Origin of the sequence: Saccharothrix longispora (genome assembly GCF_031455225.1) — a bacterium.
GTDB lineage: Bacteria > Actinomycetota > Actinomycetes > Mycobacteriales > Pseudonocardiaceae > Actinosynnema > Actinosynnema longispora.
In genome coordinates this window covers 7,227,887-7,243,188 of record NZ_JAVDSG010000001.1, presented here as the reverse complement: position 1 = coordinate 7,243,188, position 15,302 = coordinate 7,227,887, and the positions used below count along the sequence as shown (strand labels likewise).

Below are 15,302 nucleotides of genomic sequence, written 5' to 3'. Positions count from 1 at the left end.
CACCTGTCCGGAGGTCGACGATGCCCGCCGAACGCCTGCTCCCCACCACCGAGGCCGAGGACCTGCTGGCCCTGGTGCGCGAGATCGCCCGCGACGAGCTGGCCCCGCACGCCGCCGAGGCCGAGGAGCACGAGCGGTTCCCGCGCGACGAGTTCCGCCTGCTCGGCAAGACCGGGCTGCTGGGCCTGCCGTACCCGGAGGAGTTCGGCGGCGGCGGCCAGCCGTACGAGGTGTACCTCCAGGCCCTGGAGGAGGTCAGCGCCGCCTGGATGTCGGTCGGCGTCGGCCTGTCCGTGCACGTGATGTCCAGCTACGCGCTGGCGACGTTCGGCACGGACGAGCAGAAGGCGCGCTGGCTGCCCGACGTGCTGGGCGGCGACCTGCTGGGCGGCTACGCGCTGTCCGAGTCGCACGCCGGGTCGGACGCCGCCGCACTGTCCACACGGGCCGTGCGCTCGGGCGGGGGCTACACCGTCAACGGCACGAAGGCGTGGATCACGCACGCCGGCGTCGCCGACTTCTACACGCTGATGGCGCGCACCTCCGACGACGGCGGCCGGGGCGTCAGCTGCTTCCTCGCCCCCGGCAGGGCGGACGGCCTCACCGCCGCCGCGCCCGAGCGCAAGATGGGCCTGACCGGCTCCACCACGGCGCAGCTGGTGTTCGACGGCGTGCACCTCGACGAGGACCGCCTGATCGGCGCGGAGGGCGACGGCATGAGGATCGCGCTGTCCGCTTTGGACTCGGGCCGCCTGGGCATCGCCGCCACCGCGGTCGGCCTGGCGCAGGCGGCGCTGGACGAGGCCGTGGCCTACGCGAAGACCCGCACCCAGTTCGGCCGCCCGATCATCGACTTCCAGGGCCTGGAGTTCCTGCTCGCCGACATGGCCGCCGCCGTGGAGTCGGCGCGGGCCACCTACCTGTCCGCCGCCCGCCGCCGCGACCGCGGCCTCCCGTTCCGCCGGCAGGCGGCGATCGCCAAGCTGGTCTGCACGGACGCCGCGATGAAGGTGACGACGGACGCCGTGCAGGTGCTGGGCGGCGCGGGCTACACGCGCGACTTCCCCGTGGAGCGGTACATGCGGGAGGCCAAGGTGCTCCAGATCTTCGAGGGCACCAACCAGATCCAGCGCCTCGTGATCGGGCGCGAACTGCGGAAGTAACGGTCCGGCGGGCGTCCCATCGCGGTAGGACGCCCGCCGCACCACCGTCACCCGGAGCGGTTCACTCCGAGTGGAACGGGCTCTGGACGACCTCCCGGCCGTTCTCGTAGCGGTACACCTCGCGGCCGTCGACGAAGACGTTCGTCGCCCGGCTCATCACGTCCAGCGGGTCGCCCGACCAGATGACGACGTCGGCGTCGAGCCCCGGCCGCAGCGAGCCGACCCGGTCGTCCAGGCCCATGATGGCCGCCGGGTTGACGGTGATCGACTCCAGGCCGACCTTCGGGTCCAGGCCCTCCTTCACCGCCAGCGTCACCTGGTGCACGAGGAAGTGGATCGGCACGACCGGGTGGTCCGTGGTGATCGCGATCCGCACCCCGGCGCGGGCGAGGATGCCGGGGTTGCGCAGCGAGCGGTTGCGCACCTCGACCTTGGAGCGGCTGGTGAACAGCGGGCCGATGATGACCGGCACGTCCTTCTCGGCGAGCAGGTCGGCGATCAGGTGGCCCTCGGTGCCGTGGTTCACGATCAGCCGGTAGCCGAACTCGTCGGCCAGCCGCAGCGCGGTGGCGATGTCGTCGGCGCGGTGGCAGTGCTGGCACCACGGGAGTTCACCCGAGAGGACCTTCGCCAGCACCTCGGACGTGGTGTCCCGGTCGAACGGCCCGTCGGCCGCGTCCCGCCTGGCCACGTAGTCCTGCGCCTTGGTGAGCGCGTCGCGGATGACCGCGGCCACGCCCTGGCGGGTGGACGGCAGCTTCTTCTGGTCGCCGTAGACGCGCTTGGGGTTCTCGCCCAGCGCGCTCTTGACGCTCACCGGGTTGCGCAGCAGCATCTCGTCGGCCGTGCGGCCCCAGCACTTCACGGCCACGGTCTGGCCGCCGATGACGTTGCCCGACCCCGGCTTGACCACCGCCGTCGTCACGCCGCCGGCCAGGGCGTCGGCGAAGCCCTGGTCGGCGGCGTTGATGGCGTCCAGCGCGCGCAGCCGCGCGCCGTTGGGGTCGGTCATCTCGTTGGTGTCCTGCCCGGCCCAGCCCTCGCCCTCCTCGTGCACGCCGAGGTGGCCGTGCGCCTCCACGAAGCCGGGCAGCACCCACGAACCTGTCGCGTCGACGACCCGTGCGTCGTCGGGGACCTCGACGTCCGCACCGACCGCGACGATCTTGCCGTCCCTGATCAGGACCGTGCCGCCGTCGATCGGCTCACCGGCCACCGGGACGACGTACCCACCCGTGATTGCGACGCTCATAGTTAGCGACGCTAACGGCCTAGGCCAGCGGGCGCAAACCCCAACGTCCCGCCCACGACTCGCCGGGCTCCAGCCACAGCAGGTCGACGCCCGAGTTCAACGCGTCCGGCGGGCACGTCATGGGCTCGATGGCCACCGCGCGGCCCCGACCGGGGTAGTCGTCCGGCGTGTAGACCTGCACCCACTTGAAGTCGGGGTCCGCCCACATCTCGACCGCGCCGGCCGGCCCGCGCAGCACGTGCCGCACCAGCCCGTCGACCGGCTCGCAGCCGCCGAACGCGGTGTCCAGCCGCACGCCCTCCAGCAGCCGCGCCACCCGGAAGTCGTACTCGGTCTCCCCGACCGGGACGGGTGGGCCGTTGGGGATCATGGTCCCGGGGTCCACCGGCAGCACGGTCGTCGCGGCCAGCGACAGCGACGTCTCGTCGGTCTCGGACGCCCCGGCCCGCGGGTACGGGTGGGTGCCGACCCCGAACGGGGTGCGCTTGTCCCCCACGTTGGTGACGCCGTGCGAGACGGTCAGGCCGTTCTCGTCCAGCGCGTAGCTGATGGTGGTGCGCAGCTCGACCGGCCAGCCGAGGCCCGCCACCGGCGTCTCCAGCGACAGCAGCGACCCGGTGTGCTCCACGACGCCCCAGATGGCGTGGCGCACCAGGCCGTGGATGGCGTTGCCCCGCGCGGGCTCGCCGATCTCCAGCTGGAGCTCCTCGCCGTCGAGCGTCCACTTGCCGCCCGCCGTGCGGTTGGGCCACGGCACGAGCACCGCGCCGCTGCCCATGGGCGGTTGGTCGTCGTACGTCTCCACGTACGGCACACCGTTGACCTCGTAGGACTTGAGTCCGGCACCGTTCGGTGCGATGACGGCGCGCGCGGCGCCGTGGGCGATCTCCAGCATGGGTCAGGAGCGTATCCGCTCGACGAAGTAACTAGACCGGTCTCTATAGTAAAAACATGCCACGACGGACCGACACGCGACAGCGGATGGTGCGCACCGCCGCCGACCTCTTCCGCGCCCAGGGCTACCACGCCACCGGCGTGAACCAGGTGCTCGCCGAGGGCGGCGCCCCGAAGGGCTCGATGTACTTCCACTTCCCGGGCGGCAAGGAGCAGCTGGCGGTCGAGGCGGTGACCCTCGCCGGGGCCGACCTCCGCGACGCCCTCGCCGCCGCGCTGGACGCCGGGCCGTCCCCCGCGGAAGCGCTTTCCCGCGTGCTGGGACTGCTCGGCGAGCAGCTGCGCGCTTCGGGCTACCGCAGTGGCTGCCCCATCGCCACGGTGGCGCTGGACGCCACCGCCGACAGCGAGCCCATCCGCACCGCCTGCGAGGACGTCTACGCCTCCTGGCAGGCCGTCCTCGCCGAGCACCTGGGCGACGACGACCTGGCCTCGGTCGCGCTCGCCGCGGTCGAGGGCGCGCTGCTGCTCGCCCGCACCCGCCGTTCCCCCGCCCCGCTCGACGCCGTCCGCGCCCACCTGGGCGTCCTCCTGGAGAGGCCCGCCCCGTGAAGGTCCACCACCTCAACAGCGGCACCATGCGCCCCTTCGGCGGGCGGCTCGTGACCGGTCGCGGCTCGTTCTTCCACCGGGGCGAGCTGGTCTGCCACACCCTCGTGCTGGAGACGGACTCCGCCAGCCTGGTGCTGGTCGACACCGGCCTCGGCCTGGACGACGTGCGCACGCCGAAGGCGACCCTGCCGCTCCTGTTCCGGGTCGCGAGCAGGCCCGTGCTCGACGAGCGCGAGACCACCGCGCGGCAGCTGGCGGCGCTCGGCCTCGCGACGTCCGACGTGCGGCACGTCGCCCTGACCCACCTCGACGTCGACCACGCGGGCGGCGTGCGCGACTTCCCGGGCGCGCGGGTGCACGTCCTGCGCGAGGAGCTGGACGACCGCGCCAACCCCCGCTACTCCCCCGCCCAGTGGCGGGACGCCGACCTCGTGCCGCACGACCCGACCGGCGAGACGTGGGCGGGCTTCGAGGGGGTCCGCGAACTCCTGCCGGACGTGCTGCTCGTCCCGCTCGTCGGCCACACCCGGGGCCACACCGGCGTCGCGGTGCGCACTGGCGACGGCTGGCTGCTGCACGCGGGCGACGCCTACTTCCACCACGGCCAGCTGGCGACCCCGCCGCACATCCCGGTCGGCCTCGCCGGGTTCGAGAGGAGGATGCAGACGATCGCCGAGCTGCGCCTGGCCAACCTGGCGCGGCTGCGCGAGGTCGCCGACCGGGTCACCGTCGTCAACGCGCACGACGCGGCCCACCTGCGGCGGTTCGCGCCCGCTCACGCCTCGTGACGACTTCGGGGGATTTCCCCGGGCGGCGGACCACCCGTCCGCTGCTAGTCGGGGCGGGCGGTGGTTCACCATGCTTCGCGTTCGTCGGTGAACCTCCCCACTGAGGAGTCCAGTTGAAGACGCTCTCACGCGCCCTCGCGACCGCGGTGCCCGTCCTCGGCCTGGTGCTGGCGGCGGGAACGGCCCACGCCGCACCGGTCACGACGGGCGGCGAAGCCGGCGTGGCGTGCACGCAGGTCTGGCAGTACCGGGTGACGGCGGACGGCGACATGACCGACGCGCCGAGCGGGGGCTCGTACATCGGGAACGCCTTCATCGACGACACGTTCAACGTGCGCGTCCACGGCAGCCCCCGCCACTACGGCGCGAACGTCAACAACGGCAAGTGGGGCTGGATCATGGCGGGCAAGCTCCAGTACACCGGCAACACCTGGTGCGCGTGACCCCGTAGCCCCGTGCCCGGCGCCACCCGACACGGGCGGCGCCGGGCACGGCGGTCACTTCGCCAGCTTCTCCGCGTCGAACTCGGTCTTGCCGTGCACGAACCGGTTGACCACCCACAGCACCGCGCCCGCCACCAGCAGGTAGCCGGCGATCTTGTAGTCCTCCCACGGCCGGCCGGACAGCGGGCTGGCCAGGTAGGCGCACGTGAGCGCGCCGAGCACCGGCACCCACGTCGGCGCGCGGAAGTGCGCGTGGTCCGACTTCTCCCGGCGCAGCACCAGCACGGCGACGTTGACGATGGTGAACACGATCAGCAGCAGCAGGGCCGTGGTGCCGCCGAGCTTCGCGATGTCCGCCGTCGAGACCAGGATGATCGCGACGCCGGACGTGAAGATGATCGAGATCCACGGCGTGCGGCGGAACGGGTGCACCGCCCCGAAGACCTTGGGGATGATCCGCTCGTTCGACATGCCGTAGATCAGCCGGCTCGCCATCAGCATGTTGATCAGCGCCGAGTTGATGACCGCGAACAGGCCGATCAGCGAGAACACCCACAGCGGGAAGCCCGGCGCGCCCACCTGGACGACCCTCAGCAGCGCCGAGGAGCCCGCCTTGGACAACTCGTCGGCCGGGATCAGCAGCGACGACGTGATGGCGACCAGCACGTAGATGACCGCCGCGATCACCATGCCCCACAGCATCGCCTTCGGGAAGATGCGGACGGGGTCCTTGCACTCCTCCGCCATGTTCACCGAGTCCTCGAACCCGACCATCGCGAAGAACGCCAGCGCCGTCGCCGACGTGATCGCGAGCATCGCCGACTGACCGGGCGCCGGGTCGACCTGCGTAAGGCGGGCGGGCTCGCCGTCGCCGGAGGCCACCGCGAACACGCCGATCGCGATGATGATCACCAGGCCGGACAGCTCGATGCAGGTCAGGACGACGTTCGCCTTGACCGACTCCGAGACGCCCCGGAAGTTGACCACTCCCAGGCCGATGATGAACAGGATCGCGACCAGCGTGGCCGAGACGGTGAACGTGTCGGAGAAGAACTCCTTGATGACGGACTGGAGGTAGGTGCGCCCGAAGGCGAGCGCGGCGGAGGAAGCGGAGGTGATGCCCGACGACATCACCGCGAACGCCACCATGAACGTGAGGAACTGGATCTTGAAGGCGCGGTTGGTGTAGAGCGCCGCGCCCGCCGCGCGCGGGTACTTGCCGACCAGTTCGAGGTAGCTGAACGCGGTCAGGAAGGCCACCGCGAACGCGATCAGGAACGGCACCCACAGCGCGCCGCCGATCTTGCCGGCGACGTTGCCGGTCAGGGCGTAGATGCCCGTGCCGAGGATGTCACCGACCACGAAGAACAGCAGGAGCTTGGGGCCGATGGCCCTCTTCAGTTCCGGTTGCGCCGGTGCGCTCGTCGCTTCCGCCATGCCGGATGAGTGTGCCGGATCACACCTGGCGTGCACAGTCGGCGAGCCACGGCTTGGGCAAGTCTTGATATTAGGACGCGGCCACCTCGCGGAGGTCGGCTTCGGCACGTGAGACGGCCTCGGTGAACGCTTCCCGGAACGCGGCGATCTGCGGCGCGCTCAGGGAGACCTGGTCGACCCCCGAGGGCAGCAGCACGGAGATCGCGCCGTCGTGGACTTCGAGGGACAGCACGTCCTCCTTGTCCGAGTAGCAGCGCAGCAGCCACTCACGACGCGGCTCGACCACCTTGATGAATTCCATGCCGCTTATCGTGCAAGCTTGCACATTTTCGCTCAATTACTCGATGGGGTGAACAAACTTCCGCTGCTCGTCCGGCGGCCCTAGCTTTGCCCCATGCCCCGCCGCGCCCAGGCCACCGTCCGCTCCCGCCGCCTCGCCGTCACCCTGCGCAAGCTGCGCCGCGCCACCGGCATGACCGGAGCGGACGTGGCGAAGGCGGTGGAGATGTCCGCCAGCAAGATCAGCCGGGTGGAGAGCGCGGAGAGCGGCCTCTACCTGGACGACGTCGAGAAGCTGCTCGACTTCTACCGGGTCACCAAGAAGGAGCGGGTGCACCTGCTCGACCTCGCCCGGAACGCCGAGCAGCGCGGCCTCCTCCGCCTCACCAACGACAACTACCCCGAGGACTGGCAGACCTGGGCCGACTTCGAGGACGAGGCCAACGGCCTGCTGTTCTACGAACCCCTGGTCATCCCCGGCTTGGTGCAGACCGCCGAGTACGCGCGATGGGTGATCGAAGCCACCGGTCCCGGTCTCTCGGAAGACCGGGTCGACGCCTTGGTGGCCAGTCGGATGGCCCGCCAAGGCCTCCTCTCCCGCAAGACCCCGCTCATGCTGCACGCGATCATCGAGCAGGCCGCGGTCGAGCGCCCCTTCGGCGAGCCCGGCGCACACGCCCGGCAGGTCCGCCACCTGCTCGACGCCGCCGAGCGCCCCAACATCACCGTCCAGGTGGTACCGACCGGAGCCGGTTTCCACGGCGGACTCAGCGGACCGTTCGTGATCTTGGAATACGACGAGGAGCCGAGCCTCGTCCTGCTGGAGAACAAGGTTTCCAGCCTGTTCCTCGACGAGGACGAGCACATCGAGGTCTACGAGAAGACGTGGGGGCAGTTGCGGGAATTGGCCTACTCGGAGCAGGACACCGCCGCGTACCTGCGTGGGATCATCGGTGCATGACCCCGTGGCGCAAGAGTTCGCACAGCAACAGCACCGCGAACTGCGTGGAGGTGGCGTGGCGCAAGAGTTCCCGCAGTGCCAGCACCGCGAACTGCGTTGAAGTGGCCCAGCTCGCCGGCCGCGTCGGGGCGCGGGACTCGAAGAACCCCGCGCCCACCTTCTCCGTCCCCGCCACCGCCTGGAAGAGGTTCCTGGCGGCTCAGTAGTCCTCCCACAGGTCGTAGTCCGCGCTCCTCGGCCCGGCGGTGTCGTCCACGCCGATGGCCTTCAGGTCCGCCGACGTGACCGTCATGTCGCGCCGGTCGCCCAAGACGACCTCGATCAGCGACTCCAGCACGTCGAGGTGGGCTTCGCGCGACCGCACGGCGCACGCCGTGATGCGGTCGAGCGACGCCAGGACGTGCTGCTGCCGGTCGGTCCCGGCCAACTGCTTGTAGAGCAACCCGGCCTCCCCCGACCCGGACAGGGGGCCGTCGACGGCCACGTACGACTTGATGGTGCCGCGGAACAGCAGGTACAGGGCCCTGACCTCGGCGGGCCAGCCGCCGAGGTCGTCGAGCGCGACGCCGAACAGCCGCTGCAAGCCGTCCAGCACCTCCTGCCGGTGCTCGCGCAGGGCGGTGTTGAACGCGGCGTTGTAGTAGTAGCCGTCCTTGGCATCCGGGTGCACGTCGGCGTACGCCTTGGCCAGCGCCCGGCGGTCGTAGGTGATCACCCGGTCACCTTGGCGGGATTCGCCTCGAAGCGGTAGCGGCGGATCGCCGGGATCGCCAGCACCGCCACGCCCGTCCCCACCACGACCAGGACCCCGCCCAGCACCGTGGCCAGCCCGGGGCCGACGGCCGCGCCGCCGGTGCCGTGCAGCAGGTCGGCGATCCGCGGCCCGCCGGCCACCACGACGATGAACACGCCCTGCATCCGGCCGCGCATCTCGTCCGTCGCGGCCGTCTGGAGGATCGCGCTGCGGAACACCATGCTGATCATGTCCGCCGCGCCGCCGATGGCCAGGAAGACCACCGCCAGCCACAGCGCGTCCGCCAGGCCGAACCCGATCATGGCCACGCCCCACGCCACGATCGAGATCACCACGCCCATGCCGTGCCGCGTGACCCTGGACGTCCACCCGGACGTCAGGCCGCACAGCATCGCGCCCAGCGGGATCGCGGCGAACAGCCAGCCGAGTGCCAGGCCGCCGCCCGGCGGGTCGCCGAACGTGTTCTCGGCCATCTCGGGGAACAGCGCGCGCGGCATGCCGAAGACCATCGCGATGATGTCGAGCAGGAAGCTCGCGAGCAGGATCTTCTGGAGCGCCAGGTACCGGAAGCCGTCCACGACGTCGCGCAGGCCGGCGCGGCGGCTGCTGCCGTCGAGCGGCGGCAGGGGCGGCAGCTTCCAGACCGCCCAGATGGTCGCGGTCAGCGCGACGGCGTCCACCAGGTACAGGGTCGAGAGCCCGACGACGGGCATGAGCGCGCCCGCGAGCATCGGGCCGAACACGCCGCCGAACATCATCACCGTGGACGACAGCGCGGAGGCCGCCGGGATCTGCTCGGCGGGCACCAGCCGGGCCACGGACGCCGTCCGGGCGGGCGCGTTCACGGCGAAGAACACCTGTTGCAGGCCGAGCAGCGCGATCACGAGCCACACCGAGTCCGCGTCCATCGCGGCCTGGAGCCACAGCAGCACGGACGTCACGGCGATGCCGGCGTTGGTGACGACCAGCAGCTTGCGCCGGTCGACGACGTCCGCGATGGCGCCGCCGTAGAGCCCGAACACGAGCAGCGGCACCAGCGCCACGCCGGCCGACACGCCCACCCAGGCCGAGGACCCGGTGAGGTCGTACACCTGCTTCGGCACGGCCACCGCGGTCAGTTGGCTGCCGACGGCGGTGACCACCGTGGAGAGCCACAGCCGCCGGAAGGCGAGGACTTTCAGCGGCCGCGTGTCGATGGCGATCCGGCCCAGGACTTTCCGCACGGTCGTTAGCGTACGGCAACTAACAGGGCGTTCTGGAAGACGTGGCGCACCGCCCGGACGGCCACACTGGACGACGTGGACTTCCCGGCGGTGGGGCACCGGCACGCGGCCCCGGACGTGCGGCGAGCCCCGCGGCGGGAACACCGGCGGGGCTCGTCGACGGGACTGTCCTGCGGAGCGGTCCTACGGGGCGATGCGCTGCACTTCCCAGCCGTCGCGGCCGAGGCGGAAGCGCAGGCGGTCGTGCATGCGGTCGCGCCGCCCCTGCCAGAACTCGACCTCCTCGGGCCGGATGCGCCAGCCGCCCCAGTGCGGCGGCACGGGTACCCGGTCGGCGTCCGCGAACTGGCGCTCGACCTTGTGCAGCGCGCTCTCCAGCGTCGTGCGACCGCGCACCACGCGCGACTGCGGCGACGCCCAGGCGCCGATCTGCGAACCGCGCGGGCGGCTCTCCCAGTAGGCGGCGGTCTCCGCCGGGCCGACCTTCTCGACGATGCCGCGCACGTGGGCCTGCCGCTGCATGGCGAACCACGGGAACGTCGCCGACGCGTAGCGGGTCGCCATCAGGTCGTGGCTCTTGGCGGAGGTGTAGTTGGTGAAGAACACCAGGCCCCGCTCGTCCAGGCCCTTGGCCAGGACGGTGCGGGACGACGGGCGCCCCTGCGGGTCGGAGGTGGCGAGCACCATCGCGTTCGGCTCGGACAGGCCGGCGCCGGCCGCCTGGTCCAGCCACAGTTGCAGCTGCTCGTGCCAGCTTGCGGCCAGGTCGCTCTCCGTGAGCGAACCCTGCTCGTAGGACACGCGCATCGACGGCAGCGCGATGTTGGTCGTCGTCTCCGTCATACCGACCTCCCGGAGCTGGGCTGAGCACTCGTGGTGCCTGGGTTGCCGCGACCGTACGGCTTCCAGGTTATTCGCGAAACCGCCTGGGTGGTGACGGTTACCACCCGATCCGGGCGACTAACTGTGAGATTCGGCTCGGAATCGTGTTCGAGATCGAGTCAGAAGATCCTCCGCCGATCCCGGGTGCCTTCGCCGCGCGTCGTCCAAAGCGCGCAGCGCGGTCACCGCGTCGTCCGCCAGGACGGTCGCCAGGCTGCCGCCGCGGGCCAGCGGGACGAGCGACCACCAGTCCTCCGCGACGGCCGCCGGCAGGTCGCGGCCCCAGCACAGCAGCTCCGTGCCGAGCACCCGGCGGCCGGCCAGACCGGCTGGTGACGCGTCCACCTCGGACACGCCCAACCGGGTTGTCTGCCTGATCACGGTTCCGTTTCGGCGGACGTCGAGAGTGGTGGTGAGCGAACCCGCTCTTTCGTTCAGCCGGCCCGCCGCGACTATTTCCCTGGTGCGCACACGGGCGTCGTCCGCGAGGTCCGCGCGGAACACCGCCTCGTGATTCGCCCGCGCCGTGACGACGGTCGGTTCCGGGAGGTGTTCCAGGCTCGCGCCGGCCCCCAGTTCGACGCGCACGAGGGCGCGACTGCCGCCCGGGTGGTGGCCGGGCAGCGCGAGGGTGGCCGCTACTCCCCGCAACTCCAGGGCCGCGCCGGGGCCGACCCGCACGTGCAGCTCCAGGTCGTCGCCGCCGAGCGGGGACGTGACCGCGCTGACGAGGTGGACCAGCGCGACACCACCCCTCCCCCTGGCGGGCACGAGCCGCAGGGGCGCCATCGACCGCATCTCCCGCACCACGCTCCGCCCGGCCTCGTCGAGCTCGACCACCAGGCGGGCCCGCGCCCTCACCCGACCCCGGCGAGGGCGCGGAGCTGGGCGCGCACCCACTCGGCCACGGCGGGGGCGTCCGGCGTGTCCACGAGGGACTGGCTGACCACCGGCAGCCCGCCGCGCACCCGGTGGGCGTCCGAGGTCATCACGCCCAGGTCGGCGCCCACCAGGGGGGCCAGGTCGGTCTTGTTGATGACGAGCAGGTCGGCGGTCGTCACGCCGGGGCCGCCCTTGCGCGGCACCTTGTCGCCGCCCGCCACGTCCACCACGAACACCTGCCGGTCGACCAGGCCCCGGCTGAACACGGCGGTCAGGTTGTCGCCGCCGCTCTCGATGATCACCAGCTCCAGACCGGGGAACCGGTGCTCCAGCAGCTCCACCGCGTCGAGGTTGGCGGTGATGTCGTCGCGGATCGCGGTGTGCGGGCACGCGCCGGTCTGCACCGCCTCGATCCGCTCGGTGTCCAGCACGCCCGCCGCGCGCAGGAAGTCGGCGTCCTCGGTGGTGTAGATGTCGTTGGTCACCACCGCGAGGTCCAGCTCGTCGCCCAGGGCGCGGCACAGGGCCGCGGTCAGCGCGGTCTTGCCGCTGCCGACGGGGCCGCCGATGCCCAGCCGCACGGCGCGGCGGCCGTGGTCGTGCGCGTGCGCCTGGTCGTGACCGTGCGGGTCGTGACCGGCGTCGGTCGGGTCGAAGTTCACCGGGTGGACGTGGCCGTGGTCAGCTGGCAAAGAGACGCACCTCTTCCGCGTGGTGTCGGTCGTGGGCCTCGGCGAGCAGGTCGAGGCCCGGCGCGCTGGGCGCGGGCAGGTCGGCCGGCGGCGTGCCGGCGTGGTCGCGGGCGTGCCCGGCGACCGCGTCGATCTCCGGCGCGAGGCCGGCGAGCACGGCGTTCACGCCGAACGGGTCGAGGCCGAGCAGCCGGATCGCGCCCGTCGCCGGGCCGGTCACGGCGTGGTAGGCGACGGTCTGGGCGGCCTCGAACGGGTCGGCCACCAGCACGCCCACCACGATCGGGTGATGCGGGCGGGGTGTGGCCCGGAGCAGCCCCTCCAGCCGCGCCGACGGCCAGGCGCGCGTGGCCGCCCGCGCGATGCCCCGACCCTGGGTGCGCGAGGCCGCGCGCTGCGCCGGGGACGGGGTGCGGGCGTCCAGCTCCGCGTCCAGCTCCGCGTACCCGTCCTGGGCACTGGCCGCCGCGGCGAACACCGCGGCCAGGGCCCCGGCCGTGCGCAACCGGCCCACCAGGAAGGACCGCAGCGACGCCTCGTCCACCACCAGCCGCCGGGCCGCCGCCTCCTCCAGGCCGCCCGAGTGGACGTGACCGCCGCCGGGGAAGCGGGAGTCGGCCAGCATCAGCGCGACGAGGTCCATCAGAGGCCCATCAGAAGAGGAAGTAGCGCTGGGCCAGGGGCAGCTCCGCCACCGGCTGCGGCTCGACCAGGTCGCCGTCGATCCGCACCGCGAAGCTGTCCGGGTCGACCTCCACGTCCGGCAGGGCGTCGTTGAGCACCATGTCGGCCTTGGTGACGCCCCGCGTGTCGCGGACCGGCACCAGCGGCCGGGCCAGCCGCAGCAGCCCCGCCAGGTCGGCGTCGACCGCCTGCCGCGACACGAAGTGCACGCTGCTCAGCGCCGCCGAGTGCGCCCCGAACATCGGCCGGGCCAGGACCGGCTGCGGGGTGGGGATGGACGCGTTCGCGTCGCCCATCGCCGCGTGCGCGATGAAGCCGCCCTTGAGCACCACCGACGGCCGCACGCCGAAGAACTTCGGCTCCCACAGCACGAGGTCCGCGAGCTTGCCGACCTCGACCGAGCCGACCTCGTGGTCGATGCCGTGCGCGATCGCCGGGTTGATCGTGTACTTCGCGACGTACCGGCGGGCGCGCAGGTTGTCCGAGCCGCCGTCACCGGGCAGCGAGCCGCGCTTGGCCTTCATCACGTGCGCGGTCTGCCACGTCCGGATGACGACCTCGCCGACGCGGCCCATCGCCTGCGAGTCGGAGCTGATCATGGAGATGGCGCCCAGGTCGTGCAGCACGTCCTCGGCGGCGATCGTGGTGGGCCGGATGCGGCTCTCGGCGAACGCCAGGTCCTCGGGCACCGAGCGGTTCAGGTGGTGGCACACCATCAGCATGTCGAGGTGCTCTTCGAGCGTGTTCACCGTGTGCGGGCGGGTCGGGTTGGTCGACGACGGCAGCACGTTCGGGTGCGACACCACCCGGATGACGTCCGGCGCGTGCCCGCCGCCCGCGCCCTCGGAGTGGTAGGCGTTGATCGACCGGCCGCCGATGGCCTCCAGCGTCGATTCGAGGAACCCGGCCTCGTTGAGCGTGTCGGTGTGGATGGCGACCTGCACGCCCGACTCGTCGGCCACCCGCAGGCACGCGTCGATCGCGGCGGGCGTGGTGCCCCAGTCCTCGTGCAGCTTGAACCCGCCCGCGCCGCCGAGGAGCTGCTCGCGCAGGGCGTCCTCGCGGGTGGTGTTGCCCTTGCCGAGCAGCAGCACGTTGACCGGCATGTGGTCCATCGAGGCGAGCATCCGGCCGAGGTTCCACGCGCCGGGCGTGACCGTGGTGGCCTTCGTGCCCTCGGCCGGGCCGGTGCCGCCGCCGACGAGCGTGGTGAGGCCCGAGGCGATGGCGGTGTCCACGATCTGCGGGCAGACGAAGTGCACGTGGCAGTCGATGCCGCCGGCGGTGAGGACCTTGCCGTTGCCCGAGAGCACCTCGGTGCCGGGGCCGATCACCAGCGCTGGGTCGACGCCGTCCATCGTGTCCGGGTTGCCGGCCTTGCCGATGCCGACGACCCGGCCGTCGCGCACCCCCACGTCCGCCTTGACGACGCCCCAGTGGTCGAGGACCACCGCGCCGGTGATCACCAGGTCCGGCGCGCCCTCGGCGCGCGTGGCCACGCCCTGGCCCATGGACTCGCGGACCACCTTGCCGCCGCCGAAGACCACCTCGTCACCGGAGCCCGCGCCCCGGCTGCGGTCCTCGGTGACCTCGATGAGGAGGTTCGTGTCGGCGAGCCTGATCCGGTCGCCCGTCGTGGGCCCGAGCAGCTCCGCGTAGCGGTGGCGGTCGATCCCGGTCACCTGGCGGGCCCCCGCTCGTCCAGGTCGCCGGCCCACTCGGTCCGCAGGCCGGGCACGCGGCGCGCCCCGGCGATCGGCACCAGCACGACCTCCCGCTCCACGCCCGGCTCGAAGCGCACCGCCGTGCCCGCCGGGACGTCCAGGCGCTTGCCCCACGCGGCCTCGCGGTCGAACTCCAGCCCCGGGTTGGCCGCGGCGAAGTGGTAGTGCGACCCCACCTGCACCGGGCGGTCCGCCGCGTTGACCACGACCAGCGTCGTCCGCGGCCGTCCGGGGTTCAGCTCCACCGGCTCCTCGCCGGGGATGATCTCGCCAGGGACCACGGGCCGCTCCTCACGCGATCGGGTCGTGCACGGTCACGAGCTTCGTCCCGTCCGGGAAGGTGGCCTCCACCTGCACGGACTCGATCATCTCCGGCACACCCGGCATCACCTGCGCGCGGGTGAGGACGTGCCTGCCGCCGTCCATCAGCTCGCTGACCGAGCGACCGTCCCGCGCGCCCTCCAGCACGTGGTCGGTGATCAGCGCGACCGCCTCCGGGTAGTTCAGGACCACACCGCGCTCCAGCCGCCTGCGCGCGACGTCGGCCGCGACGTGGACCAGCAGCTTGTCCCGCTCGTGGGGCGTCAGGTGCATCCCGGTGGTCTACCACGCGCGACGCCGTGAACGCGGAG

General features: G+C 72.2%; 19 protein-coding genes. 6 read left to right on the top strand and 13 right to left on the bottom strand.

All coding sequences use genetic code 11. The annotated features are described in order from the left end of the window. The first annotated feature begins 20 nt into the window (after window positions 1-20). Window positions 21-1,163: an acyl-CoA dehydrogenase family protein gene (locus tag J2S66_RS31460; protein WP_310311709.1), complete on the top strand. Its 1,143-nt coding sequence runs from the start codon at window positions 21-23 to the stop codon at window positions 1,161-1,163. Window positions 1,164-1,224: 61 nt separating this feature from the next. Here J2S66_RS31460 and J2S66_RS31455 read toward each other — a convergent pair whose 3' ends face one another. Both J2S66_RS31455 and J2S66_RS31450 read right to left on the bottom strand, forming a co-directional pair. Next, window positions 1,225-2,415 carry an amidohydrolase gene (locus tag J2S66_RS31455; RefSeq protein WP_310311706.1) on the bottom strand — a complete coding sequence of 397 codons (1,191 nt, stop codon included), beginning with the start codon at window positions 2,413-2,415 and terminating at the stop codon, window positions 1,225-1,227. A 19-nt stretch (window positions 2,416-2,434) separates the two neighbouring features. Then, complete coding sequence (locus J2S66_RS31450) at window positions 2,435-3,310, bottom strand: aldose 1-epimerase family protein (protein ID WP_310311704.1); 876 nt, start codon at window positions 3,308-3,310, stop codon at window positions 2,435-2,437. Between the two features lie 56 nt (window positions 3,311-3,366). Here J2S66_RS31450 and J2S66_RS31445 point away from each other — a divergent pair, with 56 nt between their 5' ends. The 3 genes from J2S66_RS31445 (at window position 3,367) to J2S66_RS31435 (ending at window position 5,152) form a co-directional block, all read left to right on the top strand. Further along, window positions 3,367-3,921 carry a TetR/AcrR family transcriptional regulator gene (locus J2S66_RS31445; RefSeq protein ID WP_310311702.1) on the top strand — a complete coding sequence of 185 codons (555 nt, stop codon included), beginning with the start codon at window positions 3,367-3,369 and terminating at the stop codon, window positions 3,919-3,921. Then, complete coding sequence (locus J2S66_RS31440) at window positions 3,918-4,709, top strand: MBL fold metallo-hydrolase (protein WP_310311699.1); 792 nt, start codon at window positions 3,918-3,920, stop codon at window positions 4,707-4,709. The genes J2S66_RS31445 and J2S66_RS31440 overlap by 4 nt, the downstream gene beginning before the upstream one ends. 113 nt (window positions 4,710-4,822) lie before the next feature. Next, on the top strand, window positions 4,823-5,152 hold the full coding sequence (locus J2S66_RS31435; protein ID WP_310311697.1) for a hypothetical protein: 330 nt from the start codon (window positions 4,823-4,825) through the stop codon (window positions 5,150-5,152). Window positions 5,153-5,206: 54 nt separating this feature from the next. Here J2S66_RS31435 and J2S66_RS31430 read toward each other — a convergent pair whose 3' ends face one another. Continuing rightward, window positions 5,207-6,589: an APC family permease gene (locus J2S66_RS31430; RefSeq protein ID WP_310311695.1), complete on the bottom strand. Its 1,383-nt coding sequence runs from the start codon at window positions 6,587-6,589 to the stop codon at window positions 5,207-5,209. A gap of 70 nt (window positions 6,590-6,659) precedes the next feature. After that, the gene (locus J2S66_RS31425) at window positions 6,660-6,890 is read right to left on the bottom strand and encodes a hypothetical protein (protein WP_306745652.1); all 231 of its coding nucleotides are present in this window, start codon (window positions 6,888-6,890) and stop codon (window positions 6,660-6,662) included. Between the two features lie 93 nt (window positions 6,891-6,983). Here J2S66_RS31425 and J2S66_RS31420 point away from each other — a divergent pair, with 93 nt between their 5' ends. Together J2S66_RS31420 and J2S66_RS31415 are read left to right on the top strand one after the other, a co-directional pair. Then, window positions 6,984-7,829: a helix-turn-helix domain-containing protein gene (locus tag J2S66_RS31420; protein WP_310311692.1), complete on the top strand. Its 846-nt coding sequence runs from the start codon at window positions 6,984-6,986 to the stop codon at window positions 7,827-7,829. Beyond that, window positions 7,826-8,035, top strand: coding sequence for a DUF397 domain-containing protein (locus J2S66_RS31415; protein ID WP_310311690.1), 210 nt, complete (start codon window positions 7,826-7,828; stop codon window positions 8,033-8,035). The genes J2S66_RS31420 and J2S66_RS31415 overlap by 4 nt, the downstream gene beginning before the upstream one ends. Here J2S66_RS31415 and J2S66_RS31410 read toward each other — a convergent pair. The 9 genes from J2S66_RS31410 to J2S66_RS31370 all read right to left on the bottom strand — a co-directional run bounded on the left by J2S66_RS31410 (window position 8,029) and on the right by J2S66_RS31370 (window position 15,264). Further along, window positions 8,029-8,544, bottom strand: coding sequence for a hypothetical protein (locus J2S66_RS31410; protein WP_310311688.1), 516 nt, complete (start codon window positions 8,542-8,544; stop codon window positions 8,029-8,031). The genes J2S66_RS31415 and J2S66_RS31410 overlap by 7 nt on opposite strands. Next, window positions 8,541-9,806 (bottom strand): MFS transporter, encoded by a 1,266-nt coding sequence (locus tag J2S66_RS31405; RefSeq protein ID WP_310311686.1) that lies wholly within the window; start codon window positions 9,804-9,806, stop codon window positions 8,541-8,543. The genes J2S66_RS31410 and J2S66_RS31405 overlap by 4 nt, the downstream gene beginning before the upstream one ends. 183 nt (window positions 9,807-9,989) lie before the next feature. Then, window positions 9,990-10,649 carry a pyridoxamine 5'-phosphate oxidase gene (gene pdxH / locus J2S66_RS31400; RefSeq protein ID WP_310311684.1) on the bottom strand — a complete coding sequence of 220 codons (660 nt, stop codon included), beginning with the start codon at window positions 10,647-10,649 and terminating at the stop codon, window positions 9,990-9,992. A gap of 117 nt (window positions 10,650-10,766) precedes the next feature. Next, a complete protein-coding gene (locus J2S66_RS31395) occupies window positions 10,767-11,549 on the bottom strand; it encodes an urease accessory protein UreD (protein ID WP_310311682.1) in 783 nt (260 codons plus the stop codon). After that, on the bottom strand, window positions 11,546-12,262 hold the full coding sequence (gene ureG, locus J2S66_RS31390; protein ID WP_310311680.1) for an urease accessory protein UreG: 717 nt from the start codon (window positions 12,260-12,262) through the stop codon (window positions 11,546-11,548). Before ureG ends, J2S66_RS31395 begins: the two co-directional genes overlap by 4 nt. Next, window positions 12,252-12,905 carry an urease accessory protein UreF gene (locus J2S66_RS31385; RefSeq protein ID WP_310311678.1) on the bottom strand — a complete coding sequence of 218 codons (654 nt, stop codon included), beginning with the start codon at window positions 12,903-12,905 and terminating at the stop codon, window positions 12,252-12,254. The genes ureG and J2S66_RS31385 overlap by 11 nt, the downstream gene beginning before the upstream one ends. Window positions 12,906-12,915: 10 nt before the next feature. Continuing rightward, entirely contained in the window at window positions 12,916-14,628 is a 1,713-nt protein-coding gene (locus J2S66_RS31380; protein ID WP_310311676.1) for an urease subunit alpha, read from the bottom strand. Beyond that, a complete protein-coding gene (locus tag J2S66_RS31375) occupies window positions 14,625-14,951 on the bottom strand; it encodes an urease subunit beta (protein WP_310311674.1) in 327 nt (108 codons plus the stop codon). The genes J2S66_RS31380 and J2S66_RS31375 overlap by 4 nt, the downstream gene beginning before the upstream one ends. A 10-nt stretch (window positions 14,952-14,961) precedes the next feature. Beyond that, on the bottom strand, window positions 14,962-15,264 hold the full coding sequence (locus J2S66_RS31370; protein ID WP_306745642.1) for an urease subunit gamma: 303 nt from the start codon (window positions 15,262-15,264) through the stop codon (window positions 14,962-14,964). Between the last annotated feature and the right edge of the window lie 38 nt (window positions 15,265-15,302).